The following is a 23966-nucleotide window of genomic DNA, read 5'->3' on the forward strand; positions in this document are numbered from 1 at the left end:
CCGCGTTGGACTCCTCGCTTGGCGGTGCTTCGGCAGGAGGCTGTTCCTCGACTGTAGTCTCGGCGGGCGGGGGCGGCGGCGTCGCCGTCTCATATTCCTCGCCCGGCAATGGCCGCGGCTTCTTGCTGACAGCCGGGGGCGCCTTGTTCACCGGCGCGACCACGTCCTTGTAAACGCAGCCGTCGAGCCCGTCGCGGCCGACTACGCCGAGGCGCGCGGCGATGGTGTTGCCATAGCGGCGGGTGAAGCCTTTCGGTGCGATTGCTCCACGCTTCTTGGGCAGGGGAAGAATGGCGGCAATGCGCGCCGCTTCCGTTGCGCTCATTGCGCTTGCGTCATGCCCGAAATAACGCTGCGAACCGGCGTTCACACCGTATGTCCCAATACCGGTCTCGGCATTGTTGAGGTAAACCTCCATGATCCGGCGCTTGCCCCACAGATGCTCGATCAGGAAGGTGAACCAGGCTTCGACGCCCTTGCGGGCATAGCCCCCGCCGTTCCACAGGAAGGTAGTCTTGGCGGTCTGCTGGCTGATGGTCGATCCGCCCCGGATCCGGCCACCCGAAGCGTTGCGCTTCATCGCGTCCTCGATCGCCTCGAAGTCGAACCCATTGTGCGAGCAGAACTTGCTGTCCTCGGCGGCGATCGCGGCGCGTACCATGTCGCGGTCGATCTTGCTGATCGGCATCCAGTCCTTGTGCAATCCCCGCCCGGCGATGACATCGCCGATCATCGTCACCGTGATCGGCGGCGGGACGAAGCGGTAGATGACGACCCACAGGATCGAGATGGCGAAGAAGGCGATGACCAGCTTGACGACCCAGCCCAACAGCCGCCCGATGAAAGAGCGTTCGCGCCGGCGCTTATAGGTCGGAATGGTAGAGCGTCGCTTGGCCATGCAACCGCCTAACGAGCAGCGCTCCGCGTCTCAAGCGCCGACAGCAAGGCAAGCGTGCCCGGATCGCGTGGCCGATACTTGAGCGCGGCCTGAGCTTCGCGCCTGGCGCCCGCCACGTCCCCTTCTTCGAGGAGCGCAGCGGCAAGGTCGCGCCGAACCGGATAATGCCAGGCAGGCGGATCCGATACCGAACTGAAGTCGTCGCTTTCCTGGAGTTCGGCGGCCTGAGCGAAGGCAGCCGCGGCTTCCTGCGGCCGATGCTCCAACATGGCGGCGCGGCCCACGAGCACGTTGCGCGCGATATAGGTCATGGTTTGCGCCTGCAGGGACCCATCATCCTTGCTGAGTTCGCCGGTGATGCCGTGGATCGCCGCGGCTTCTTTTCGGACGTTGGCGAGATCGTTCCTCCGCGCGAAAGCTTCGCCGCGCGCATAATGCCAGGCAGCCTCGAGGAATGGCGATTTGGGCTGGGGAAGCGCCAGCACCTCTGCGGGATCGGCGAACCTCGCCATCGCATAATAGCCATTCGCGGCGATCATCTGCGAATAGGCCGGCGCGCCGGCCTTTACTTGCGACCGTTCGACGAGCGGCCGCCCGAGCTTCAACGCAATGTCCGCGTCGCCCGCTTCAAGCGCGCCGCCGAGACCGAAGGTGACATTGTGCGAGTGGTAGGGCAGGCCCCACACGCCGTCGGGCGGGCCTAAGCCCAGGCGCTTGGCGTTTTCGATGCCGAGCTCGACCGCGCGCATGTTCGCCTTAGCGGCGTCTTCGTAGCGGCCGACCCAGTAGTAAGTGTGGCTCGGCATATGGACGAGGTGGCTCGCCCTCGGCGCGAGCCGGGCAAGCTTGTCGGCATAGGGCTCGGCCTTTTCTGGGACGCCCGCAATTTCCGTCGCATGGATGTAGAAATGGATCGCTGGCGTGTCGTTGGGATCGCGTTTGAGCACGCCTTCAAGCAGCGGCATCGCGAGGTTGGCGTTAAGCTTCCATTCCTCTGCCGTGTCGGCCTTGGTCATCAGCCAGGCGTCGGCCGCCATCACGGCGATTTCCTTGTCGTCGGGATATTGGCTGGCGAGGCCAGCCATCGCCTTGGCGAAGTTCATATCCCCTGGCTTTCCGCCGCCGCCATCATGATAGCGGAGCTGGAGCGCGTGGATCAGCGCCCGTTCGCGGTCGTTACCGTTGGTCTTGGCGAGGTCGGCCGCCTTGTCCGCCATTTCGGAGAGCTTCGCGACCTCGTCCTCGCTCTTTCCGAAGTTGATCGTCGGGCCTGATGTCCAGGCCTGGCCCCAAAGGCACATGGCGCACTGCGGGTCGAGCCGAACCGCTTCCTCCATCGCCTCAATCGCGGCCTTGTGCGCGAACGCGTGGGCGAGCTGCATGCCGTTGTCGAAGAAGGCCTGTGCGCGTGGATTGGCGGTCGTGATCTTGAACCCGCCGCTGCCATAGCCGTCGAGGATCATCGGCGTCTTTGGCGCCGCCGTGTCCGCATGGCTCATATGCTGCATGTCCTGAGCGCCAAGCGGTGAAGCGACGAGTGCCGCTGCCGCGGCAAGCCAGATCCGTTTCATGAAGGCCCCCTGATGCCCGGACCGATGCTAGCATCGCGCGGGTTCACCGCAACCGTTCGCCTTGCCGCAGCGCAGCATGGCATTTACATCGCGGCCATGAGCTCCACGAACGACATCCGCCGCGGCTTCCTCGAATATTTCGAGAAGAACGGGCACGCGCGGGTGCAATCGGCCCCTCTGGTGCCGCACAACGACCCGACCTTGATGTTCGTCAACGCCGGCATGGTGCCGTTCAAGAACGTCTTCACGGGCCTTGAAAGGCGCCCCTACAGCACCGCCAGCAGCTCACAGAAGTGCGTCCGCGCCGGAGGCAAGCACAACGACCTCGACAATGTCGGCTACACCGCACGCCACCACACCTTCTTCGAGATGCTCGGCAACTTCTCTTTCGGCGATTATTTCAAGGATCGGGCGATCGAGCTCGCCTGGAACCTAATCACCAAGGAATGGGGGCTGAGCCCCGAACGGCTAACCGCGACGGTCTACCACACCGACGACGAAGCCTTTGACCTGTGGAAGAAGATCTCGGGCTTGCCGGAGAGCCGGATCATCCGCATCCCGACCAAGGACAATTTCTGGGCAATGGGCGACGATGGCCCGTGCGGACCCTGTTCAGAGATTTTCTATGATCACGGCGACCATATTCCAGGCGGCCCGCCGGGGAGTCCGGATGAGGACGGCGACCGCTTCGTCGAGATCTGGAACCTGGTGTTCATGCAATATGAGCAGGCGGCGGGCGAAATCGTCTCCGAGCTCCCGAAGAAGAGCATCGACACCGGAATGGGACTCGAGCGCGTCTCGGCCGTGCTCCAGGGGGTCCACGACAATTACGACATCGACCTATTTCGCGCGCTGATTGCCGCCAGCGAAGAACTGACCCGGACCAAGGCCGAGGGCGAGAACCAGGCGAGCCACCGCGTCATCGCCGACCACCTTCGCGCCAGCGGCTTCCTCGTTGCCGACGGCGTACTGCCGGCCAACGAGGGCAGGGGCTATGTCCTGCGCCGCATCATGCGCCGTGCGATGCGCCACGCCCACCTGCTCGGTGCTAAGGAACCACTCATGTACCGGCTCGTGCCGGCGCTGGTCGCGGAGATGGGTGCAGCCTTCCCCGAGCTGGTGCGCGCGCAGCCGCTGATCGAGGCGACGTTGCAGCAGGAGGAAATCCGCTTCCGCCAGACCCTAGTGACTGGGCTCAAGCTGCTCGACGAGGCGACCGAAGACCTGGCGCAGGGAGGCACCCTGGCAGGTGAGACCGCGTTTAAGCTCTACGATACCTACGGCTTCCCCTACGACCTGACCGAGGACGCGCTTCGGGCGCGTGGCCTTAAGGTTGACCGTGGCGGCTTCGACAAGGCCATGGGTGAGCAGAAGGCCAAGGCGCGCGCGGCCTGGAAAGGCTCGGGCGCGAAAGCCGGCGAGGATATTTGGTTCGACCTTGCCGAGGAGCATGGAGCGACCGAGTTCACCGGCTATTCCGGCGACGAAGGCGAGGGCGTCGTCCTGGCCCTGGTGCTCGAAGGCAAGCGCGTCGAGCAGGCCGAGATCGGGCAAACGATCGACGTCCTGCTCAATCAGACGCCCTTTTACGGCGAGAGCGGCGGACAAATCGGCGACACCGGAAAACTGACTACGCTCAAAGGCTTCCAGGGCGAGGTTGAGGATACATCGAAACCATTAGGCAAGCTCCACGTGCTTCGTACCAAGGTGGTAGCCGGTGAGCTCAGCGTCGGCGAGACGGTGCAACAGCGGGTGGATTCCGAGCGGCGCGACAGGGTCCGCGCGAACCATAGCGCCACGCACCTGCTTCATGCGGCGCTCCGCCGACACCTGGGCACGCATGTCACCCAGAAGGGCAGCCTGGTCGCTCCGGACTATTTCCGGTTCGACTTCTCGCATCCCAAGGCCATGACCCGCGAGGAAATCGAAGTGGTCGAGGCCGAAGTGAATGCTCAGATCCGTTCAAACGAGCCCGTGACCACGCGGCTGATGACGCCCGACGACGCGATCGAAGCGGGCGCGATGGCGCTGTTCGGCGAAAAATATGGCGATGAGGTCCGCGTGCTGTCGATGGGGCGGCTGACCGAGAATGATTATTCGGTCGAGCTTTGCGGCGGCACGCACGTCCGCGCCCTCGGCGACATCCAGCTGCTGAAGATCATTTCCGAGAGCGCCGTATCGTCCGGCGTGCGACGGATCGAGGCGCTGACTGGGGAAGCGGCCCGGCAGTGGCTCGGCGAGCGCGACCACAAGCTGCGCGAAGCTGCCGCGACGTTGAAGAGCTCGCCCGATGAGGTGCCGGCGCGGATCGCCGCGCTCGTGGAAGACCGACGCCGGCTCGAGCGTGAGCTGGCGGATGCCAAGAAGGCACTGGCAATGGGCGGAGGGACGGCGAAAGCCGATGCCGCTGCGCCCGAGGAGGTGAACGGCCACAGGTTCCTCGGTCAGGTCGTGGAAGGCCTTGATCCCAAGGACTTGAGGTCGACCGTGGACACGATGAAGCAACGCGTCGGCTCCGGCATTGCGGCCCTGGTCGCGGTCAATGACGGCCGCGCCAGCGTCGCCGTCGGCGTGACCGATGATCTCTCCGGCCAGGTGAGCGCGGTCGAGCTGGTCAAGGCCGCGGTGGCGGCCCTTGGCGGCCAGGGTGGTGGCGGCCGCCCGGATATGGCCCAGGGCGGGGGCCCGGATGGCTCTAAGGCCAATGATGCGCTCACCGCGGTTCGCGACGCGCTGGAGAAGGTCGCAGCGTGACCGACGTGATGTCGGCCGACCCCGTCACCCTCAACGGCGCCTGTCATTGCGGCGCGGTGAAGTTCACCGCCGAGTTGCCCAAAGGGCTCGCCTCTGCGCGGCGGTGCACTTGCTCGATCTGCCGCATGCGCGGGGCAATTGCAGTCACGGGGAGCATCGATGGCTTCATCGTTCACGAGGGCGCCGACAAGCTAGCGACGTACCGCTTCAACACGATGAGCGCCGAGCACCATTTCTGCACCCAGTGCGGCATCTACACCCATCACCAGCGCCGCTCGAACCCCAACGAGCTCGGGGTCAACGTCGCTTGCCTTGAGGGCCTTTCGCCGTTCGATTTCAGCGAGGTCGTGGTTTACGACGGCCAGCGCCATCCCGCCGACAATGCAACCCACACGACCTATACCGCCGGGGTGCTCCGGTTCGAGCCGGCCGAGGGCTGAGCGTCCCTTAGCCTGCGCCCGCCAAGGCGCGGCGCGACATCCAGGTCGGCCTCCGCCTTGATCCTGGCCCGAAGCTCGTCGCGCTTTTCATGGATCGAGGCGATGACCGGGCCCATGGCGACGCCAAGATCGACCAGCACCGCCTCGGAGAGTTGGAGAGAGGCCTCCAGCGCCTCGGGCACCGCATCGGTCACGCCGGCCCTGTACAGCTCACTCGCATGTTCGGTATCGCGAGCCCGGGCGACGATCGGCAGGTCCGGGAAAACGGCGCGCAGGTGCCGCGCCAGGCGCTTCACCAGCACCGGATTGTCCATCGTCAGGATCAGCGCGACCGGCTCACGCTCCTTCAAACGCTCGATAAGCTCGGGCCGGGCAACGTCGCCGAACAGCACGTCATAGCCTTCCTTGCGGGCGGCGGAGACGCCGTCGGAATCGCTGTCGATGGCGAGATAGTCCTTGCCGTGCGCCTCCAGCATGTCGGCGACCATCCGCCCGACGCGGCCGAAGCCGAGCACGACCACCTGACCCAGCGCTGCGCTGTCGAGCGAGGCGTCCATCTTGTCCGCGAGTTCGTGCCCGGCGACGCGGCTGCCGGCCAGCCTGCCCAGCCTCGCGAGCAGCGGGGTGACGGTCAGGCCAATGGCCGTGACGATCTGCCAGAAAGCGGCCGTATCGCGGCTGATGAGCTGCGCCGCCGTCGCCGACCCGAGCACGATCAATGTGGTTTCCGATGGCGAGGACATCAGCACGCCCGTTTCAGCCGCGACTGCTGACTGTGCCCCGCTCATGCGAAGCAGAATCCCGGTCACAACGGCCTTTACTGCGAGCACGGATGCAAGGCCGATCAGCAGGCTTTGCCAGTCTGCGAGCACGACTCTGATATCGACGCTCATGCCGACCGTGATCAGGAAGATACCTAGACCTAACCCACGGAACGGGGCGGTCATTACTTCGACCTCGCCGCGATATTCCGTCTCGGCGATGACCATTCCGGCGATCAGCGCGCCAAGGATCGCCGAGAATCCGATCGCGGTCGTGACTAGGCTGGCGACGATCACCACCAGCAGGCAGGCCGAGAGCAGCAGCTCCGGGCTCTTGGTCCGCGCAGCCTGGGCAAAGAGTGGCGGAAGGAGCCGCCGTCCGAGGAACAGCATGGCGACCGCGGTGACGCCGCCGATTAGCATGGTGCCGAGAAGCGAGCCTACTGCGGACCCGCCGGCAGCCGGCGCCATCGCACCGAGCAGGAAGACGATCGGCACCAGCGCGAGGTCCTCGAACAGCAGCATAGCCAGCGCCGAGCGTCCGACGGGCCCGTGCGTCCCGACCAGCGGGAGCACGATCGCGGTGGATGACAAAGCGAGGGCGAGGCCGAGCGCGACTGCGCCAGAGCTGCTCTCGCCGCTGAAATAGAGGCCGGCACCGATCAGCACAGCCGATCCCAGCAATTGGGCTGCCCCCGTGCCGAACACCAGGCTGCGCATGCCCCAAAGCCGTCGAAACGATAGCTCGAGCCCGATCGAGAAGAGCAGCAGGACGATCCCGAGCTCTGCGAACGGTTCGATGCCTTCCGCGTTCGAGATGGTGACGTAGTGGAGCCAGCCGATCTCGCGGGTCAGTGCGCCGAGGCCGAACGGCCCGACGATCATGCCGACGAGAATGAACCCGATGACCGGCGAAATCCTGAGGCGCGCGAACGCGGGAATGACGATCCCGGCGGCGCCAAGGATAACCAGTGCGTCGCTGAACCCCGATGTCGCAAAGTCGCCGTGCATGAACACCCTTTGCCCTTTTCGGGGGAAGGGCGGTAGAGGCGACGCCATGACGCCAGATGCAAGCAGGGATCATGACCTGATCATCGTCGGCGGCGGTCCGGCAGGGATGATGGCCGGGCTGCTGTTTGCCCGAGCAGGCTGCGATGTCCTGGTGCTGGAGAAGCACGCCGACTTCTTCCGCGATTTCCGGGGCGACACCGTCCATCCGTCGACCATGCAGATCCTCGACGAGCTCGGGATGCTGCAGCGCTTCCTGAAACGGCCCCACAACCGCATCGACCATGCCGAGATCAGCTGGAACGGGCGGATGATGGAGATCGGCGATCTCAGGCACCTCAACATGCCAGCGCCCTTCATCGCCATGATGCCGCAATGGGACTTCCTGGATTTCCTTCGCGACGAAGCGGCGGCGGCATTCCCGTCCTTTCACCTGCGGATGGAAGCGCCGGTCGTAGAATATATCCGCAAGGGCGACCGCGTGGTCGGCGTCCGGCTGGCCGACGGAGAGGAGCTGCGCGCCCCGCTCACCATCGCCGCCGATGGCCGGGATTCCAGGGTACGGACGCTGCTACCGCTCGAAAACCTGGGCGCTCCCATCGATGTATTTTGGATCCCGGTGCCAAAAACGACGAGTGGAAGCGCGTTGCGCGGCGCAGTGGAGGGTTACCGCCTGATTGTGATGATCGACCGCGGCGATTACTGGCAGTGCGCCTTCGTGATCGCCAAGGGCGGGGCGGACAAGGTCAAGGCGCGCGGAATCGAGGCGTTCCGCGACGACCTCCGCGCTGCTGCGCCCGATCTCCCGAACCTCGACGCAGCCTTGCCGAACTTCGACCACGTCCGCCTGTTGTCAGTGTCGCTCGACCGGCTCACGCGCTGGTGGATGCCCGGGCTCCTCGCCATCGGCGATTCCGCGCATGCGATGAGCCCCGTCGGCGGGATCGGGATCAACCTCGCGGTTCAGGATGCTGTTTGCGCCGCAAACGTCCTCGCCGGGCCGCTTGCCCGAGGCGAGCACGTGGATGGATTGCTGGCCAAGGTGCAAGAACGCCGGATGTTGCCAACGCGCGCCATCCAGGGTGCGCAGCGCTTCGTGCACGAACGGCTGCTGCGGCCGCTGATCGAAGGGAGGCGCCAGCTCACCGGCAAGCCCCCCTTGCTGATGCGCCTGCTCAACAGCGTTCCAGTGCTACGCCGGATCCCGGGCTATTTCATCGGCCACGGCATACGGCAGGAGCATGTCCGCTCACCCGCGGCTGGAAGCAAATAAGGCGTCGACCAAGCCGCCGTTGCGTTTGAGCTCGGCCGCGACCCGTTTCTGACCCTGCCAATAGACGAGCGCCGGATGCTGCTCATGCCTGGCGATGAGCTTTGCCGCTTCTGCGTCCGTAAGGCTGGTGCCGCCGCCGACATAGTCACAATAGCCCTCACGCACCCAGGTCGGATATTTCCAGTCCGCAGTGAGGCCGAAGTGCTCGCGGATCGCGCCGTGGGTCATTTCGTGGGCGAGGACGCGGGTGAGCGAAGTTTCGCCCGCAATGTCGCGCTTGGTGAAGACGAGGTCGCGCGCAGCATCGGATCGGTTGACAACGATCGCCTCAGTCACTGGGCGGGTGATCGCGAAAGCGCCCCCGACCTGCGCGGTAAGCCACGTCCAGCGCCACCCTCCTTGAGTGAGGAAAATCGGCTGATTTCGCTTCGCCTGCGCGATCGGGGATGCCGCGGCCCGGCGGTCTGCCTCCGCGACGAGCGCGTTGAGCCGGGCCGGGATAGGCGTTGCGGAATAGACCCGATGGCCCTCGATTTCCGCTGAATAAGGGAAAGCAAGAAGCCGAGGAGCGAATGCCGGGCTGACCGCAGCAAGGATCAGGAGGACGTAGAAGCCCTGCCGTTTCCAGTTCAAGCGGCGACGCCTTCCTGGGCCATTGCCGCCTCAAGGTTCTTCACGATCGCTTCGAAGAACTGCTCGGTCGTCATCCAGGCCTGTTCAGGGCCGACCAGGATCGCGAGATCCTTCGTCATCTGTCCCTGCTCGACCGTTTCGACACACACACGCTCCAGCGTTTCGGCGAACTTCACCACCTCGGGCGTATCGTCGAACTTTCCGCGATACTTGAGGCCGCCGGTCCAGGCGAAGATCGACGCGATCGGGTTAGTTGAGGTCGCCTTACCCTGCTGATGCATGCGATAGTGGCGAGTGACGGTGCCGTGCGCGGCCTCCGCCTCAACCGTCTTGCCGTCGGGGGAGGTGAGCACGGAGGTCATCAGCCCGAGCGAGCCGAAGCCCTGCGCGACCTGGTCCGACTGGACGTCGCCGTCGTAATTCTTGCACGCCCAGATGAACTTGCCGCTCCACTTCAGGGCGGAGGCGACCATGTCATCGATCAGGCGATGCTGATATTCGATACCCGCACTTTCGAACTTCGCCTTGTAATCCTTGTCATATATCTCCTGGAACAGATCCTTGAAGCGACCGTCGTAGGCCTTCAGGATCGTATTCTTGGTGGAGAGATAGACCGGCCATTTGCGATTGAGGCCGTAGTTGAAACAGGCGTGGGCGAAATCGCGGATCGACTGATCGAGGTTGTACATGCCCATGGCCACGCCGGCGTCGGGGAAGTCGAACACCTCATGCTCGATTTCCTCGCCGTTCTCCCCGACCCATTTAATGGTAAGCTTGCCCTTGCCGGGAACGCGGAAATCGGTCGCCTTATACTGGTCGCCGAAGGCGTGGCGGCCGACGACGATCGGGTCGGTCCAGCCGGGGATCAGCCGCGGCACGTTCGAAATGACGATCGGTTCGCGGAAAACGACGCCGCCGAGGATGTTGCGGATGGTGCCGTTGGGCGACTTCCACATTTTCTTGAGCTTGAATTCCTCCACGCGGGCTTCGTCGGGCGTGATCGTCGCGCATTTGACGCCGACGCCATGCTGCTTGATCGCGTTGGCGGCATCGATGGTGATTTGATCGTCGGTCGCGTCTCGGCTTTCTACGCCAAGGTCGAAATAAATGAGGTCGATATCGAGGTAGGGCTGGATCAGCCGTTCGCGAATCCACTGCCAGATGATCCGCGTCATCTCGTCGCCGTCGAGCTCGACGACCGGGTTCTTCACCTTGATCTTGGCCATGTTTTACCCTGCGTTTTCTGGATTTGGCCGGGCCTTAGGATGTGGCGTTGTGCGCGGCAAGCCGCGCCAGTAAGACCACCGCCATGCCCGAGCTAGACAAGCGCGACAGCCCGCTTCCCACCACCACCGTGAAGTGGCGCTTCCCATCAATCCACCCGGAAGGCCGCAAATATGTCGTCGTCGCGGCCTTCGTCACTTTGCTGGTCTATCTTGCGGTCAGCCATTTCGTCGGCTGGCTGCTCGTCCTGGTCACAATCTGGGTCGCAACTTTCTTCCGTGATCCGGTGAGGACGACGCCGCGCGCCGACAAGTTGATCGTCGCGCCCGCGGACGGACTGATCACGATGATTGCCAGGGTGCCGCCGCCGCCAGAGCTGCGCGGGCCCGAGGGTCTCGCCGACGGCGATTATACTCGGGTGTCGATTTTCATGAGCGTGTTCGACGTGCACATCAATCGAGCCCCGATCACGGGCCGCGTGAAGCGCATCGCTTACGTGCCAGGCAAGTTCGTCAACGCCGACCTCGACAAGGCGAGCGAGGACAATGAGCGGCAGCATTTCCTGGTCGAGAACTCGGACGGTGTGAGGATCGGCTTCACTCAGATCGCAGGGCTCGTGGCGCGGCGGATCATGGCTTTCGTCCGAGAAGGCGATGTGGTCGAGGCGGGCCAGCGCATCGGTCTCATTCGGTTCGGCAGCCGGGTCGACGTCTATCTGCCCGCCGGGACAGCGCCGAAGGTCCTGCTCGGCCAGCGCTCGATCGCCGGCGAGACGATCATCGGTGAAATCGGCGTCGATGCAGCCCTGACCGGGATTAGCCAGTGACCGACGACGGGCCGCGCGGAATTTCCTTTCGCGCGATGATCCCCAACGCGATCACAGCGCTCGCTCTATGCTTCGGTCTCACCGGAATTCGCTTTGCGATGACCGCGCCGCCAGGCGAGACGGAACATTGGCAGCTCGCGCTGGCCTGCATCGTTCTCGCGGGCGTTCTGGATGGCATGGACGGGCGCATTGCCCGGCTGCTGCGCGCCCAGAGTAAGTTCGGGGCGGAGCTCGATTCGCTGTCCGACAATATCGCGTTCGGCACTGCGCCTGCGTTGATCCTGTTCCTCTGGTCGCTTCAGACCGCGCCGCGCTTCGGCTGGATCGCGGCGCTAGCGCTCGCGGTGTGCTGCGCATTGCGGCTTGCTCGGTTCAACGCCCGGATCGATGCCGCCGAGCAACCGCACAAGTCGGCGGGCTTCAACACGGGTGTACCGGCGCCGGCAGGCGCAGGAGCCGCATTCATTCCGATTTACCTATGGCTGATTACCGGCAACGACCAATTCCGGATGTGGCAGCCCGTCATGGCGTGGACCTTGTTCATCGCTGCGCTGATGATTTCCAGCCTTCCGACCTACAGCTGGTCGAGCATCCGCATCCGTCAGGGGTGGCGGCTATTCGCGCTGGCCGGAATTGCCTTGCTTGGAGCGGCGCTGATCGTCGCGCCTTGGATCACCTTGCTCGCGGTTGCGGGCATTTACCTGGCGATGATCCCGGTTGCGTTGATGAGCTACGCGAAGGTCAAGCGGCGGCGCGGCCAGCCGAGACGTACGTCGCGCTGACGCGCATCGGGCGTTGCACGCGAGGACGGGCGCGGACCCTTACAGCCACCGAAACGACGGACGAACGCTGCGGCCTGCCCTTGAGGGCAGCGGCGATCTTTGCGCCGCTCTCCTCAAGAATTGCCGCACCCACGACGACCAGCAACCACAGCGTGGTCAGAAAGACGAGGGTGCCCAAAGCTGCAATCATCGCGTCCATCCTTGTTGGAGCGCCTAACCAAACCGGACATGATTTGTTCCGGATTGAGCATGCGACGCTCGGTGAGGCTGGATAATGTTCTCTGTTTGTTCCGTCTTGTCAACTGCATTTCTGCCACGGAGCCAAGAGCTTGAAACCATGAACTTCTTCGGCTAGGGGCCGCGGCATTCCACAGATGGATCCGACATACCGGTGCCAGCCGCGAGGCTGGTGACATGGCTCCATCGAGGTAAAACCGGAAGGAGAAAACCTATGGCGACTACTGTCGTCACCATGCAGCAATTGCTCGAGGCCGGAGCGCATTTCGGCCACCAGACCCATCGTTGGAACCCCAAGATGAAGCCGTACATCTTCGGCGATCGCAACGGGGTGCACATCATCGACCTGTCGCAGACTGTTCCGCTGTTCGCGCGCGCGCTGGATTTCGTCCAGCAGACCGCGGCTCGTGGCGGGAAGGTCCTGTTCGTCGGCACCAAGCGCCAGGCCCAGGACGCGATTGCTGAGGCAGCGCAGACGGCCGGCCAGCATTACGTCAACCACCGCTGGCTCGGCGGGATGCTGACTAACTGGAAGACCATCTCCAACTCGATCAAGCGCCTCAAGAGCCTTGAAGAGCAGCTGTCGGGCGACACCGCGGGCCTGACCAAGAAGGAAGTCCTTCAGCTCACCCGCGAACGCGACAAGCTCGAGAAGAGCCTTGGCGGCATTCGCGACATGGGCGGGCTTCCCGATGTCATGTTCGTGGTCGACACCAACAAGGAAGAGCTCGCGATCAAGGAAGCCAACGTCCTTGGCATCCCGGTCATCGCGATCCTCGATTCGAACAGCGACCCGAGCGGTATCGCGTTCCCAGTTCCGGGCAACGACGACGCCAGCCGCGCGATCCGCCTCTACACCGATGCGGTTGCCCAGTCGGTCGGCGAAGGCCGTGTCGGCAATGCCGCGCAGCGGGGCGAGGACATCGGTTCGATGGCCGAACCGCCGGCCGAAGCCGCGCTGGAAGCCTGAACCGACAATACCCATCTTTGAGATGGGCCGGGGAGACCCGGAATTTCATTCAAAAGGAACTGCGATATGGCTGAGATCACGGCCGGATCAGTGAAGGAACTGCGCGAGCGCACCGGCGCCGGCATGATGGACTGCAAGAAGGCGCTGGCCGAAAACAATGGCGAAATGGAAGCGGCAATCGACTGGCTTCGCGCCAAGGGTCTGGCCGCGGCCGCGAAGAAGGCCGGCCGTACCGCTGCGGAAGGCCTCGTCGGCGTTGCCGTCGAAGGTCATCGCGGCGCCGTGGTCGAGGTCAATTCCGAGACCGACTTCGTCGCCAAGAACGAGATCTTCCAGGACTTCGTTCGCAACGTCGCCAAGCTCGCGCTCGAGAACGGTACCGACGTCGAAGCGCTCGGCAACGTCGCTTACCCCGACGGGGGCACCGTGTCGGAAAAGCTGACCGACAACATCGCCAAGATCGGCGAGAACCAGTCGCTCCGCCGCGCCGCGGTTCTCGAGGTGGCGAAGGGCGCCGTTGTGTCCTACGTCCACAATGCAGTGACACCGGGCCTCGGCAAGATCGGCGTTCTCGTGGCGCTCGAGAGCGAAGCGCCGGCCGATGTGCTGAACGCGCTTGGCAAGCAGATCGCGATGCATGTCGCTGCTGCGCACCCGCTCGCGCTGTCCGCTGAAGAGCTGCCGGAAGAGCTGGTCGAGCGTGAGCGTTCGATCGCGATGGAAAAGGCCAAGGAAAGCGGCAAGCCGCAGAACATCATCGAGAAGATGGTTGAAGGCGGCCTCGGCAAGTTCCGGAAGGACAATGCCCTGCTGTCGCAGCTGTTCGTGATGGACGGCAAGACGCCCGTCGCGGACGTCATCGCGTCGGCCGGCAAGGACGCCGGCTCGCCAGTGACCCTGAAGGGTTTCGTGCGCTTCCAGCTCGGCGAAGGCATCGAGAAGAAGGAAAGCGATTTCGCTGCCGAAGTCGCGGCCGCTGCCGGGACGTCGAAGGCGGAACCGGTCGCCTAAGGGCGTTCAGCCAAGAAGAGGATAGGGAAGGTCCCAATCGACCCCGGTCGATTCGGCGACCTTCCTTGTCCACTCCACGACGGGTTCAATCTCTTCGCGATGAACCCTTAGCCTTTCGGCGGTGCGCTCGCTCCGCTGCCGTGCGTTGAACGGCTCACCGGTCTTGGCGTGCCGGTCAAAGATTCCGCTTAGCAAGCGCTGCTCAACGTCAAGCTCCACCCCGAAATGGCCAGCAGCGGCAGCCAATGTTTCGCGCGGCGTTTCGAACAGCTGCCGACTTGTGACCGTGCCGACCCGCGTCGTGCCAAGCTTGGCCGACGCTTCAACCATCATCTTGCGCATCGACAACCAGGATAGGGCCGCGAGTTGGAGGTCGATGAACTCGGGGTATTTCTCCTCGGGGAAGGCGACCGCAAGCATGTGCGAGTTCTTTATCCCGATGTGGAGCTTGCGCGCTGCTCGGCGTCCCTCAGCACCGTAGGCGGCATAGGACGACAACATCTCTTCGAGCGGCGTATCAAGGCACAGGATTTTAGAAGCCGGGTGGACCTGCGCCATCGGAACGCTGAGCCCGTTGCCGATGTGACTTACCTTACACAGCGCGACGTTGTCGCCGGGATAAGGTCGGCTGAGAAGCCTTGTGACGTTACCCAGCAGCTTCCGTGTTTCTTCGGACGACTTGCTCAAGCCATAGGCGATCACGTCGGTCAGGATCGGCGGCTCTTGCAGCGGAGTGACGACGCCGGGTTCACCCAATGCTTTCGTGAGAAGGGTCGATCCGCCCTGACTTGAGTGCAGGAGCAGGTTTAGCGGACGCGCATCGATCACCGCGTTCGCGATGTCAGAACAGGCAATTACCCTCGATCTGAGTTTTTGCAGCTCTATCGAGCGTATGAACGGACTGCTTCGAAGTGTGTCGTCCGGTATAAATACGAAGTAAAAACATTCATGATCGGCATCAAATCTTAGTGGAAACCATCGTGCGTCGGAAATGACCTCATCGATTTCGGCGCCGCCACATCGCTCACTTTCACTTTGCTCGACTCTTCGATCCATACAGACCTCCAGGTCGGCCGCTGACCTTCATTAAGTCGTTCATTGCTTGGGAAGCGATCCGCCTTCGACTAACCGACGAGCGGGTGACCACTTGTTGTTCAATTTCTACGAACAGCCGATGGCCATGCCGGACCAGCCAACTTAGTCACTGAAATGAGCACACTCTTGATTGAGGTTGGCAATGAAGCGGCTGCGCCATAAAGGCGTGGCGCCCTTGATCATTTCGAAGGACGGCAGCAGCGAATGACCCGACCGCGCTTCAACCGGATCCTGCTCAAGCTTTCGGGCGAGGCGCTTATGGGGCAGGGGCAGTTCGGGATCGACCCCGAGGCCGTCGACACTCTGGCCAAAGAGGTGCTCGCCGCGCGGGAATTTTGCCCCCAGCTGTGCCTGGTGGTTGGCGGCGGCAACATCTTTCGCGGCATGGCGGCGGCGGCAAAGGGTTTCGACCGCGCCAGCGCCGATTACATGGGCATGCTGGCGACCGTCATGAATGCGATTGCGCTCCAGGGCGCGCTCGAAAAGCTCGGCGCCGAGACTCGCGTGCAATCGGCGATCCCGATGTCGAGCGTTAGCGAGCCGTACATCCGCCGCCGTGCGCTCCGTCACATCGAGAAGGGGCGCATCGTCCTGTTCGCGGCCGGCACCGGCAATCCCTATTTCACCACCGATACCGCTGCGGCCCTCCGCGCCGCGGAAATGGGATGCGACGCCTTGTTCAAAGGCACCAGCGTTGACGGCATTTACGACGCCGACCCAAAGAAAAAGCAGGGCGCCAAGCGCTATGACGAGCTGACCTTCGGCAAGGTATTGAGCGACGACCTCAAGATCATGGACGCGGCCGCCGTCGCCTTGTGCCGCGACAATAATATTCCGATCGTGGTCTTCAATGTCCGCCAGCCCGGCAACCTCGCTGAGGTGCTCTCGGGGCGGGGCACGGCCACGATCGTCCAGGATGGGGAGTAAGCAATGACGACCAGCGTTCGGACCGACGATCTCAAGCGACGTATGCACGGGGCGGTCGAGGCGTTGAGACATGATCTGACCGGCTTGCGGACGGGCCGCGCGTCCACCGCGCTCGTCGACCCCGTTCAGGTCGAAGTTTACGGCGCGAACATGCCGCTCAACCAATTGGCGACGGTGTCGGTCCCGGAACCGCGGTTGCTGTCGGTGCAGGTCTGGGACCGGTCCAACGTTCAGCCGGTCGAGAAGGCTATCCGCAACGCCGGCCTTGGCATCAACCCAATCGTCGACGGGCAGGTCATCCGCCTGCCGATCCCCGAGCTGACCGAGGAACGCCGCAAGGAGCTGGCCAAGCTTTGCGGCCAATATGCCGAGAAGGCGCGCATCGCCGTGCGCAACGTTCGCCGCGACGGCATGGATCATCTGAAGCAGGACGAGAAGAAGCACGAGATCAGCGAGGACGAGCGCAAGCGCCTCGAACATGAGGTGCAGAAGCTCACCGACGACACGATCAAGGAAATCGACGACGCCGCGGCGAACAAGGAAAAGGAAATCCTCGGCAGGTGAGCCCCGAATCCGCCCCTCAGGGCGCAACGGGACTTGCAGGGGGCGCCGAGGTTCCGCGCGCGATACCTAAGCACGTTGCCATCATCATGGATGGCAATGGCCGTTGGGCCAAGCAACGTGGACTGCCGCGCATCGCCGGGCACAAGGCCGGTGCCGAAGCGGTCCGCCGCGCAATCCAGTCCGCCGCTGACCATGGCGTTGAGGCCCTCACCATTTATGCCTTCTCGTCGGAAAACTGGCGGCGCAGCGCAGAGGAGATTGCCGATCTCACCGGCCTCATGCGTTTCTACCTCGAGCGCGAGCTCGCGACGCTCGCCAAGGAGGGCGTGCGGCTCAAGCTGATCGGCGATTATTCGGCATTCGGCCCGGACCTCATGTCCCGTCTCGAGCGGGCCGTTGTCCGCACGGCGGATAATCGCCGGCTGACCCTCGTGATCGCGCTGAACTATGGATCGCGCGCCGAAATCGCAATCGCCACGCGCGCCCTCGCGGCCCGGGCCGCAAAGGGTGAAATCGACCCGCAGGCCATCGATGAAGAGGCGATCGAGGCCGAACTGCAGACGCATGATCTTCCGCCCCTCGACCTGCTCATCCGCACGTCGGGTGAGGTGCGCCTCTCTAACTTCCTCCTGTGGCAGGCTGCTTACGCCGAGCTGCTCTTCCTCGACACGCTGTGGCCCGACTTCGACGAGCAGGCCTTCGCGGATGCCATCTCGCAATATTCAGCGCGAGAGCGGCGCTTCGGCGGTCGGGAGGAGAGCGCGTGAACGAGCTTCTTGTTCGAAGTGTCACAGGGCTTGTCCTGATCGCGGCGGCGCTGCTTGCAGCGGTTCAGGGCGGAATGCTGTTCGCGGTCGTGGTCGCTGCGATTGCTACTGCGATGTTCTACGAATGGACCAGGATCGTGCGCGGCTGGGGACTGGCCTGGTACGGAGCGGGCTTTTTCTACGCGCTTTTGCCGGCGCTTGCCCTGCTTTGGATCCGCGAACGCGACCTGAACGGGCTTTACCTCCTCATCTGGGTATTCATTGTCACCTGGTCGACCGACATCGGCGCTTATTTCACCGGCAGGGCGATCGGTAAGCGCAAGCTCGCGCCGTCGATCAGCCCCAAAAAGACGGTGGAGGGGCTGTACGGCGGCATTGCCGCGGCAACGCTGCTCGGCGGCGCCTGGGCCTTGGCGATGGGGCTCGGAACGACGTTGCTTGTGCTCGCGCCGCTGTCCGCGATCGCGGCGCAGGCCGGTGACCTATTCGAGAGCTGGATGAAGCGGAGGGCAGGGGTCAAGGATTCAGGCACATGGCTGCCAGGCCATGGCGGAGTGCTCGACAGGGTCGACGGACTTGTGCCGGTGGCTGTGCTGACCGCGCTTGTCCAGCTATTGGGCCTCGCGTGACACGCAAGATCGCCATCCTTGGAGCAACCGGTTCGATCGGAAAGTCGACGCTCGACCTCGTCGAACGCTCGCCGGAGCGCTTCGAGGTAACTGCCGTGACGGCGGCGACCAACGTTGAGACGCTGGCGCAGATCGCCCGGCGTACCGGTGCCGAGCTCGCGGTCATCGCGGATGCGAGCAAGCTTCAACAGCTTCAGGACTTGCTTCAGGGTACCGACTGTAGGGCGGCCGCCGGCAGCGAAGGAATGATCGAGGCGGCCGCCGGCGAGGCCGAGCTGGTCATCGCGGCGATCGTCGGCTGCGCCGGCTTGCGCCCAACCATGGCCGCTGTCGAAGCAGGGCGGACGGTAGCTCTCGCGAACAAGGAGGCCCTAGTCACGGCCGGCGAGCTGATGACCAACGCCGCGAAGGCAAATGGTGCGACTTTGCTGCCCATCGACAGCGAGCATAACGCTATTTTCCAATGCCTTGTGGGCAGTCGCGACGAAGATGTATCAAGGATTATCCTGACCGCCAGCGGCGGGCCTTTCCGAACGGCGACCGCGGAGGCGATGGGTGCAGCGACGCCAGCCCAAGCGGTAGCGCATCCGAACTGGTCGATGGGCGCCAAAATCTCGGTCGATTCCGCGACCTTGATGAACAAGGGGCTCGAGCTGATCGAGGCACACTATCTGTTCGGCCTGCCGTCGAACCGCCTCAACATCCTCATTCACCCGCAATCGGTGATCCATTCGATGGTCGAATATGTCGACGGATCGGTGCTCGCGCAGCTTGGATCGCCCGACATGCGCATCCCAATTGCTTATGCGCTCGCCTGGCCGGAGCGGATGCAAACGCCGGCGCAGCGGCTCGACCTCGCCGCCATCTCCCGTCTCGACTTCGAAGAGCCCGACATGACTCGTTTCCCCGCGCTCAGGCTCGCCCGGCAGGCCCTCGAAGCCGGGGGCTCGGCGCCGATCGTGCTCAACGCTGCGAACGAGGTGGCCGTCGCCCGCTTTCTTTCGGGCGAGATTCGCTTCCCTGACATTGTCAGCGCGGTCGGCGAGGCGCTTAGCAGATCCCGCCATGACCATCCGACATCGATCGACGAGGTCTTGCAGATCGACCGGGCGACGCGGGCGGAGGTTGAGGATTATATGAAAGCGGGGGCCTGCTGATGCTTTCGCAGCCGCCTGTCTGGCTGGTGCTGATCGCGTTCGTCTGCGCCCTAGGTCCGCTCGTCTTCTTCCACGAGCTCGGCCATTACCTGGTCGCGCGACTATTCAAGATTCCAGCCGAGACCTTCTCGATCGGATTCGGCCACGAAGTTGTTGGCTGGACCGACAAGCAGGAAACCCGGTGGAAGGTCGGGTGGATACCCCTTGGCGGCTACGTGAAGTTCATCGGCGACATGTCTCCGGCGAGCACCCCCGTGGATGAAAACGCCATCCCGCCCGAAGATCGGGATCGGGCGTTCCAGCTGCGCCCCGTGTGGCAGCGCTTCCTCGTGGTGCTCGCCGGCCCGGCAGCCAATTTCGTGCTCGCAATCCTGATCTTCGCAGCGCTGTTCGCGATCATCGGCAAACCGCACAGCCCCAACATCGTCGAAACGGTCCGGGCCGGAAGCCCGGCCGAGCGCGCGGGCCTCAAGCCCGGCGACCGGATCGATGCCATCGCAGGCGAAGAAGTTTCGAGTTTCGAAGACCTCCAGCGCATCGTCACCTTGCGCCCAGGCATGCCGGTTACGATCGATGTAGTTCGCGATGGCCGCCATCTAGCAATGTCGACAACGCTCGAGACTCGCATGGGGCGCGACCGCTTCGGCCAGTCCTATCGGATAGGGATGCTCGGCATTCTCCAAACCAACCTGGTCGTGGAACCCGTCCCGCCGCTCCAGTTGCTGCCGACGGCGACGGGCTACACGTTCACCGTCCTTGGTTCGATGCTCGACGGGCTAGGCCAGATAATCACGGGCCGCCGCGGTACCGAGGATGTCGGCGGACCAATCAAGATCGCGCAGATCGCCGGCCAACAAGCGACCCTGGGCGCAATTCCCTTCTTTGGGCTGCTCGCGTTGTTCTCAATTAATCTCGGATTCATCAACCTGTTGCCAGTCCCGATGCTGGATGGAGGGCATCTGTTTTTCTACGCCATCGAGGCCGTTCGGCGCCGCCCGCTCAGCGCCAAGGCGCTCGACTGGGCGTTCCGGGGCGGTCTGGCCCTCATTCTCGCACTGGTTTTATTCACCACCATCAATGATTTGGGCTCAATCGGTCTGTGGGACCGGCTTCAACGCTTGATTGGCTAGGAGGCTTGGGGCAGGGCAATAACCGGGGCTTGGCGGCGAAGCGCGCCGCGGCTTCATTCTCATAAGGCGGGGACGCGTGATTTCAGGTTCGAAGAGTTTTAAGCGCGCCGGTGCGCTGCTGTTGGTTGGAACGGTCCTTGGCGGTTCCGCCGCGCCGCTGTTTGCCCAGACCGCGCCTCCCGCGCCCGAACCCGCCGCGGTAGCCGCAGCACCCGCTGTTGCCCCAGCGCCCACGGAACGGACGATCCGGTCGATCGCGGTTCGCGGCAACCAGCGCCTTGAGCCGGAGACGATCCGCGCTTACGCCAATCTCGCGCCCGGCCAGACCTACACCGCAGTCACGCTCGACCAGGCACTGAAGGATCTCTACGCGACCCAGCTGTTCGCCGACGTCACGATCAACGGCGGCGATACCGGCGACCTGGTGATCAACGTACGCGAGAACCCGGTCATCAACCGCATCATCCTTGAGGGCAACAAGCGCCTGAAAGACGACAAGATCACGCCGGAGATCAAGCTCTCTCCGCGCACGATCTTCACCCGCTCGGCGGTTCGCGCCGACGTCGAGCGGATCCTTGAACTCTATCGCCGCCAGGGCCGCTTCGCCGCGCGAGTCGAACCAAAGATCGTTCAGCTCGACCAGAACCGCGTCGACGTGGTGTTCGAGATTTACGAGGGCGACCTCGCTAAGGTCCGGGCGATCAACATCCTCGGCAACACCAATTTCGCCGACGAGCGCCTGCGCAAGGAAATGTATACGCGCCAGGCCGGCGGGCTGCTCGGCTTCATCAAGTCGAACGACACCTACGATCCCGATCGCCTCGCGGCCGACCAGCAGAAGCTCCGCGCCTTCTACCTGACCGAAGGTTATGCCGACTTCCGCGTCGTGTCGGCGCTTGCAGAGCTCACGCCCGACCGGCGTGACTTCGTGATCACCTACGTCGTCGAGGAAGGCCCGCGCTACCACTTCGGGACCGTTGAAGCGGACAGCGCCCTTCGCGATTTCCCGAACGATAAGGTGATGACTCACGTCAAGACGGTGAAACAGGGCGCCTGGTTTAACGCCAAGAGCGTCGAAGACACGGTGACCGACCTCAACGAAGCAGCCGGAAACCTCGGCTATGCCTTCGCCGACATCAATCCTGCGTACAACCGTGACTCCGAAAAGCACCTCATGAACGTGACGTTCAAGGTGAACGAAACGCCGCGCGTCTATGTCGAGCGGATCGACATCACGGGCAATACGAGCACTCGGGACAAGGTTATCCGGCGGGAGTTCCGCCTGAACGAAGGCGACGCGTTCAACGCCGCCAAGGTCAAGCGTAGCCAAGACCGCATCCAGAGCCTGGGCTATTTCCAGGACAAGTTCGAGATTAAGCAGACCGAGGGTTCGGCCCCTGATCGGGTCGTGCTCGGCGCCAACGTTGAAGAAAAGCCGACTGGCCAGCTCTCCCTCTCGGGTGGTTATTCGAGCCTCGAACGCTTCGTTATCCAGCTCGCGGTCAGCCAGAACAACTTCATGGGCAAGGGCCAGCAGCTCGATGCTTCGGTCAACTGGTCGCGCTATTCGAAGTCGGTCGAGGCAGGGTGGGCGGACCCGTACTTCCTCGACAAGCCGATCCTGCTCGGTTTCCAGGCCTACCGGCGCGACTACAGCAGCTTCAATTATATCGGGAACAGCCGGAACACGACCTACAAACAGGTCAGCACCGGCGGCGGCCTCAGGACCGGCTTCCCGCTCACGGAATATTGGAACTTCGGCGGACGCTACAGCCTGGTCAAGGACCGCGTCGAGCTCGACAAGAGCACGTTCTACACCGACCCTGATGGCACCGGACCGCTTCCGGCAGTCTGCGACCCGCTGCGCGCCGGCCGGTACCTCTGCGACGAAATCGGTTCACGGCTGACGTCATCGGTCGGTTATTCGACCCTCTACGACGATACCGACGGCATCCGCCCCACGCGGGGTCAACGCATAACGTTCAGCCAGGATTTCGCGGGGCTGGGCGGGGACGTCCGGTATCTCCGCACGACCGCATTTGCGACCAAATATCTTGGTTTTGGCAGTGGCTGGGTCTTCTCGGTGCACGGCGAGGGCGGCCTCATCAAGTCGCTGCAGAAATCGCCTGGCATTGGCCGCGACCCGATCCGCCTCACCGATCGCTTCTTCGGCCCCCAGCTTCGCGGTTTTGACATCCGCGGTATCGGCCCGCGCATTCAGCGCGTACCCTACAACGCCGATGGAACGCTCGCGAACGACCAGGCCAGGATTACCGACGCATTGGGCGGCAAGGCCTATTACATGGGCCGCCTTGAGCTCGAGCTTCCGACCAGCGCGGGGCTGAAGAGCGTTGGTCTGAGGCCGTCGGTCTATGTGGACGCCGGGTCATTGTGGAGCATCACCAAGCCCCAGCTGACCGACGTGGTTGCCTCGTGCATCCCCAAGTCGGGAACGACCGGGCTTGGCGCCTTCACCAGCCCCAACCCCAATTGCAGCATCGACTATAACGGCAATGCGCACGACTCGACGAAGTTCGATTCGACCCCGGGCTTTAAGGAATTGTTCCTCGGCAATTCGCCGAAGCCCCGCCTGTCGATCGGTATCGGCGTGAACTGGGTTTCCCCCTTTGGCCCGCTGCGGCTCGACCTCGCCAAGGCCCTGCTCAAGCAAAAAGGCGACGACACCAAACTCTTCCAATTCAACGTAGGAACATCATTCTAATGAAGAACATGCTCGTGATTGCCGCGTCCGCGGCTGCTCTCATTGCGCCGGCAGCGGCCAGCGCTCAGGCCGTTCCGGGGGCCGTGATCGCCGTGGTCGACCTCGACCGCGTCACCGCGACTTGCACGGCCTGCAAGACTGCCCTTGCTGCACTCAACAGCAAGAAGGCCTCGCTGGAGGCGCGTGCCAAGGCGCTGACGACACCGCTCGAGACTGAGCAAAAGTCGATTCAGACCGCGTTCGACGCGCTCAAGGGCGCTGAGCCCGATGCGGCGCTACAGGCCCGTGCCAAGGCGTGGGACACGAAACGCCAGTCAGCGGCGCAGGAAATGTCGCGCGCCCAAGAACAGGCGCAGCGCGATCAGGCCTACATCCAGAAGCAGATCGGCGACAAGCTTGGCCCGGTCTACTCGCAGGTGATGCAGAAGCGTGGCGCGAACGTCATGCTTGAAGTTGGGTCGACCCTGGCGACGGCGCAAAGCGTCGACGTGACCGCCGACGTGCTCGCCGGCCTCAATGCCGCGCTTCCGACCATCGTAACGACCGCGCCGGCAGCTCCGGCGCAGCAGCAACCGCAGGGTCGCTAA

Annotated in this window: 21 protein-coding genes and 1 pseudogene; 15 read left to right on the top strand and 7 right to left on the bottom strand. The window is 63.6% G+C overall.

What is annotated here, in order from left to right; genetic code table 11:
- Positions 1-172 precede the first annotated feature (172 nt).
- A pseudogene (mtgA, locus tag AC4K8G_RS02190) lies at positions 173-898 on the bottom strand (monofunctional biosynthetic peptidoglycan transglycosylase); the annotation flags it as partial.
- Between the two features lie 8 nt (positions 899-906).
- Positions 907-2469, bottom strand: coding sequence for a hypothetical protein (locus AC4K8G_RS02195; RefSeq protein ID WP_491732544.1), 1563 nt, complete (start codon positions 2467-2469; stop codon positions 907-909).
- A 96-nt stretch (positions 2470-2565) separates the two neighbouring features.
- On the opposite strand from AC4K8G_RS02195, the gene alaS reads away from it, so the two are divergent.
- A complete protein-coding gene (gene alaS / locus AC4K8G_RS02200; protein WP_491734393.1) occupies positions 2566-5223 on the top strand; it encodes an alanine--tRNA ligase in 2658 nt (885 codons plus the stop codon).
- Complete coding sequence (locus AC4K8G_RS02205) at positions 5220-5663, top strand: GFA family protein (RefSeq protein ID WP_491732545.1); 444 nt, start codon at positions 5220-5222, stop codon at positions 5661-5663. Before alaS ends, AC4K8G_RS02205 begins: the two co-directional genes overlap by 4 nt.
- Here the strand turns inward: AC4K8G_RS02205 and AC4K8G_RS02210 are convergent.
- Positions 5621-7435, bottom strand: a complete 1815-nt coding sequence (locus tag AC4K8G_RS02210; RefSeq protein WP_491732546.1) for a cation:proton antiporter domain-containing protein — start codon at positions 7433-7435, stop codon at positions 5621-5623. The genes AC4K8G_RS02205 and AC4K8G_RS02210 overlap by 43 nt on opposite strands.
- Positions 7436-7481: 46 nt before the next feature.
- On the opposite strand from AC4K8G_RS02210, the gene AC4K8G_RS02215 reads away from it, so the two are divergent.
- The gene (locus AC4K8G_RS02215) at positions 7482-8705 is read left to right on the top strand and encodes an FAD-dependent oxidoreductase (protein WP_491732547.1); all 1224 of its coding nucleotides are present in this window, start codon (positions 7482-7484) and stop codon (positions 8703-8705) included.
- Here AC4K8G_RS02215 and AC4K8G_RS02220 read toward each other — a convergent pair.
- Together AC4K8G_RS02220 and AC4K8G_RS02225 are read right to left on the bottom strand one after the other, a co-directional pair.
- Positions 8682-9338: a hypothetical protein gene (locus AC4K8G_RS02220; protein WP_491732548.1), complete on the bottom strand. Its 657-nt coding sequence runs from the start codon at positions 9336-9338 to the stop codon at positions 8682-8684. The genes AC4K8G_RS02215 and AC4K8G_RS02220 overlap by 24 nt on opposite strands.
- Positions 9335-10564 carry an NADP-dependent isocitrate dehydrogenase gene (locus tag AC4K8G_RS02225; RefSeq protein ID WP_491732549.1) on the bottom strand — a complete coding sequence of 410 codons (1230 nt, stop codon included), beginning with the start codon at positions 10562-10564 and terminating at the stop codon, positions 9335-9337. The genes AC4K8G_RS02220 and AC4K8G_RS02225 overlap by 4 nt, the downstream gene beginning before the upstream one ends.
- 83 nt (positions 10565-10647) lie before the next feature.
- Here AC4K8G_RS02225 and AC4K8G_RS02230 point away from each other — a divergent pair, with 83 nt between their 5' ends.
- Positions 10648-11388 (top strand): phosphatidylserine decarboxylase, encoded by a 741-nt coding sequence (locus AC4K8G_RS02230; protein ID WP_491732550.1) that lies wholly within the window; start codon positions 10648-10650, stop codon positions 11386-11388.
- Between the two features lie 35 nt (positions 11389-11423).
- On the top strand, positions 11424-12170 hold the full coding sequence (locus AC4K8G_RS02235) for a CDP-alcohol phosphatidyltransferase family protein (protein WP_491734394.1): 747 nt from the start codon (positions 11424-11426) through the stop codon (positions 12168-12170).
- On the opposite strand, the gene AC4K8G_RS02240 is transcribed toward AC4K8G_RS02235, so the two are convergent.
- Positions 12130-12360 carry a hypothetical protein gene (locus tag AC4K8G_RS02240; protein ID WP_491732551.1) on the bottom strand — a complete coding sequence of 77 codons (231 nt, stop codon included), beginning with the start codon at positions 12358-12360 and terminating at the stop codon, positions 12130-12132. The genes AC4K8G_RS02235 and AC4K8G_RS02240 overlap by 41 nt on opposite strands.
- A 261-nt stretch (positions 12361-12621) precedes the next feature.
- Between AC4K8G_RS02240 and rpsB the strand changes: the two genes are divergently transcribed.
- Together rpsB and tsf are read left to right on the top strand one after the other, a co-directional pair.
- Complete coding sequence (rpsB, locus tag AC4K8G_RS02245; protein WP_491732552.1) at positions 12622-13377, top strand: 30S ribosomal protein S2; 756 nt, start codon at positions 12622-12624, stop codon at positions 13375-13377.
- Positions 13378-13443: 66 nt separating this feature from the next.
- Positions 13444-14388 carry a translation elongation factor Ts gene (gene tsf / locus AC4K8G_RS02250; protein WP_491732553.1) on the top strand — a complete coding sequence of 315 codons (945 nt, stop codon included), beginning with the start codon at positions 13444-13446 and terminating at the stop codon, positions 14386-14388.
- Positions 14389-14394: 6 nt separating this feature from the next.
- On the opposite strand, the gene AC4K8G_RS02255 is transcribed toward tsf, so the two are convergent.
- Positions 14395-15216, bottom strand: a complete 822-nt coding sequence (locus tag AC4K8G_RS02255; RefSeq protein WP_491732554.1) for a hypothetical protein — start codon at positions 15214-15216, stop codon at positions 14395-14397.
- A 471-nt stretch (positions 15217-15687) separates the two neighbouring features.
- Here AC4K8G_RS02255 and pyrH point away from each other — a divergent pair, with 471 nt between their 5' ends.
- The 8 genes from pyrH (at position 15688) to AC4K8G_RS02295 (ending at position 23966) form a co-directional block, all read left to right on the top strand.
- Positions 15688-16410: a UMP kinase gene (pyrH, locus tag AC4K8G_RS02260; RefSeq protein ID WP_491732555.1), complete on the top strand. Its 723-nt coding sequence runs from the start codon at positions 15688-15690 to the stop codon at positions 16408-16410.
- A gap of 3 nt (positions 16411-16413) precedes the next feature.
- Positions 16414-16974: a ribosome recycling factor gene (gene frr, locus AC4K8G_RS02265; protein ID WP_491732556.1), complete on the top strand. Its 561-nt coding sequence runs from the start codon at positions 16414-16416 to the stop codon at positions 16972-16974.
- The gene (locus AC4K8G_RS02270; RefSeq protein ID WP_491732557.1) at positions 16971-17741 is read left to right on the top strand and encodes an isoprenyl transferase; all 771 of its coding nucleotides are present in this window, start codon (positions 16971-16973) and stop codon (positions 17739-17741) included. Before frr ends, AC4K8G_RS02270 begins: the two co-directional genes overlap by 4 nt.
- Positions 17738-18370 carry a phosphatidate cytidylyltransferase gene (locus AC4K8G_RS02275; protein ID WP_491732558.1) on the top strand — a complete coding sequence of 211 codons (633 nt, stop codon included), beginning with the start codon at positions 17738-17740 and terminating at the stop codon, positions 18368-18370. Before AC4K8G_RS02270 ends, AC4K8G_RS02275 begins: the two co-directional genes overlap by 4 nt.
- Positions 18367-19527 (top strand): 1-deoxy-D-xylulose-5-phosphate reductoisomerase, encoded by a 1161-nt coding sequence (locus AC4K8G_RS02280; protein WP_491732559.1) that lies wholly within the window; start codon positions 18367-18369, stop codon positions 19525-19527. The genes AC4K8G_RS02275 and AC4K8G_RS02280 overlap by 4 nt, the downstream gene beginning before the upstream one ends.
- The gene (gene rseP / locus AC4K8G_RS02285) at positions 19527-20657 is read left to right on the top strand and encodes an RIP metalloprotease RseP (RefSeq protein WP_491732560.1); all 1131 of its coding nucleotides are present in this window, start codon (positions 19527-19529) and stop codon (positions 20655-20657) included. The genes AC4K8G_RS02280 and rseP overlap by 1 nt, the downstream gene beginning before the upstream one ends.
- A 76-nt stretch (positions 20658-20733) precedes the next feature.
- Complete coding sequence (gene bamA, locus AC4K8G_RS02290; RefSeq protein ID WP_491732561.1) at positions 20734-23379, top strand: outer membrane protein assembly factor BamA; 2646 nt, start codon at positions 20734-20736, stop codon at positions 23377-23379.
- The gene (locus tag AC4K8G_RS02295; protein WP_491732562.1) at positions 23379-23966 is read left to right on the top strand and encodes an OmpH/Skp family outer membrane protein; all 588 of its coding nucleotides are present in this window, start codon (positions 23379-23381) and stop codon (positions 23964-23966) included. Before bamA ends, AC4K8G_RS02295 begins: the two co-directional genes overlap by 1 nt.

The organism is Sphingomonas sp. SP3, from assembly GCF_058514305.1.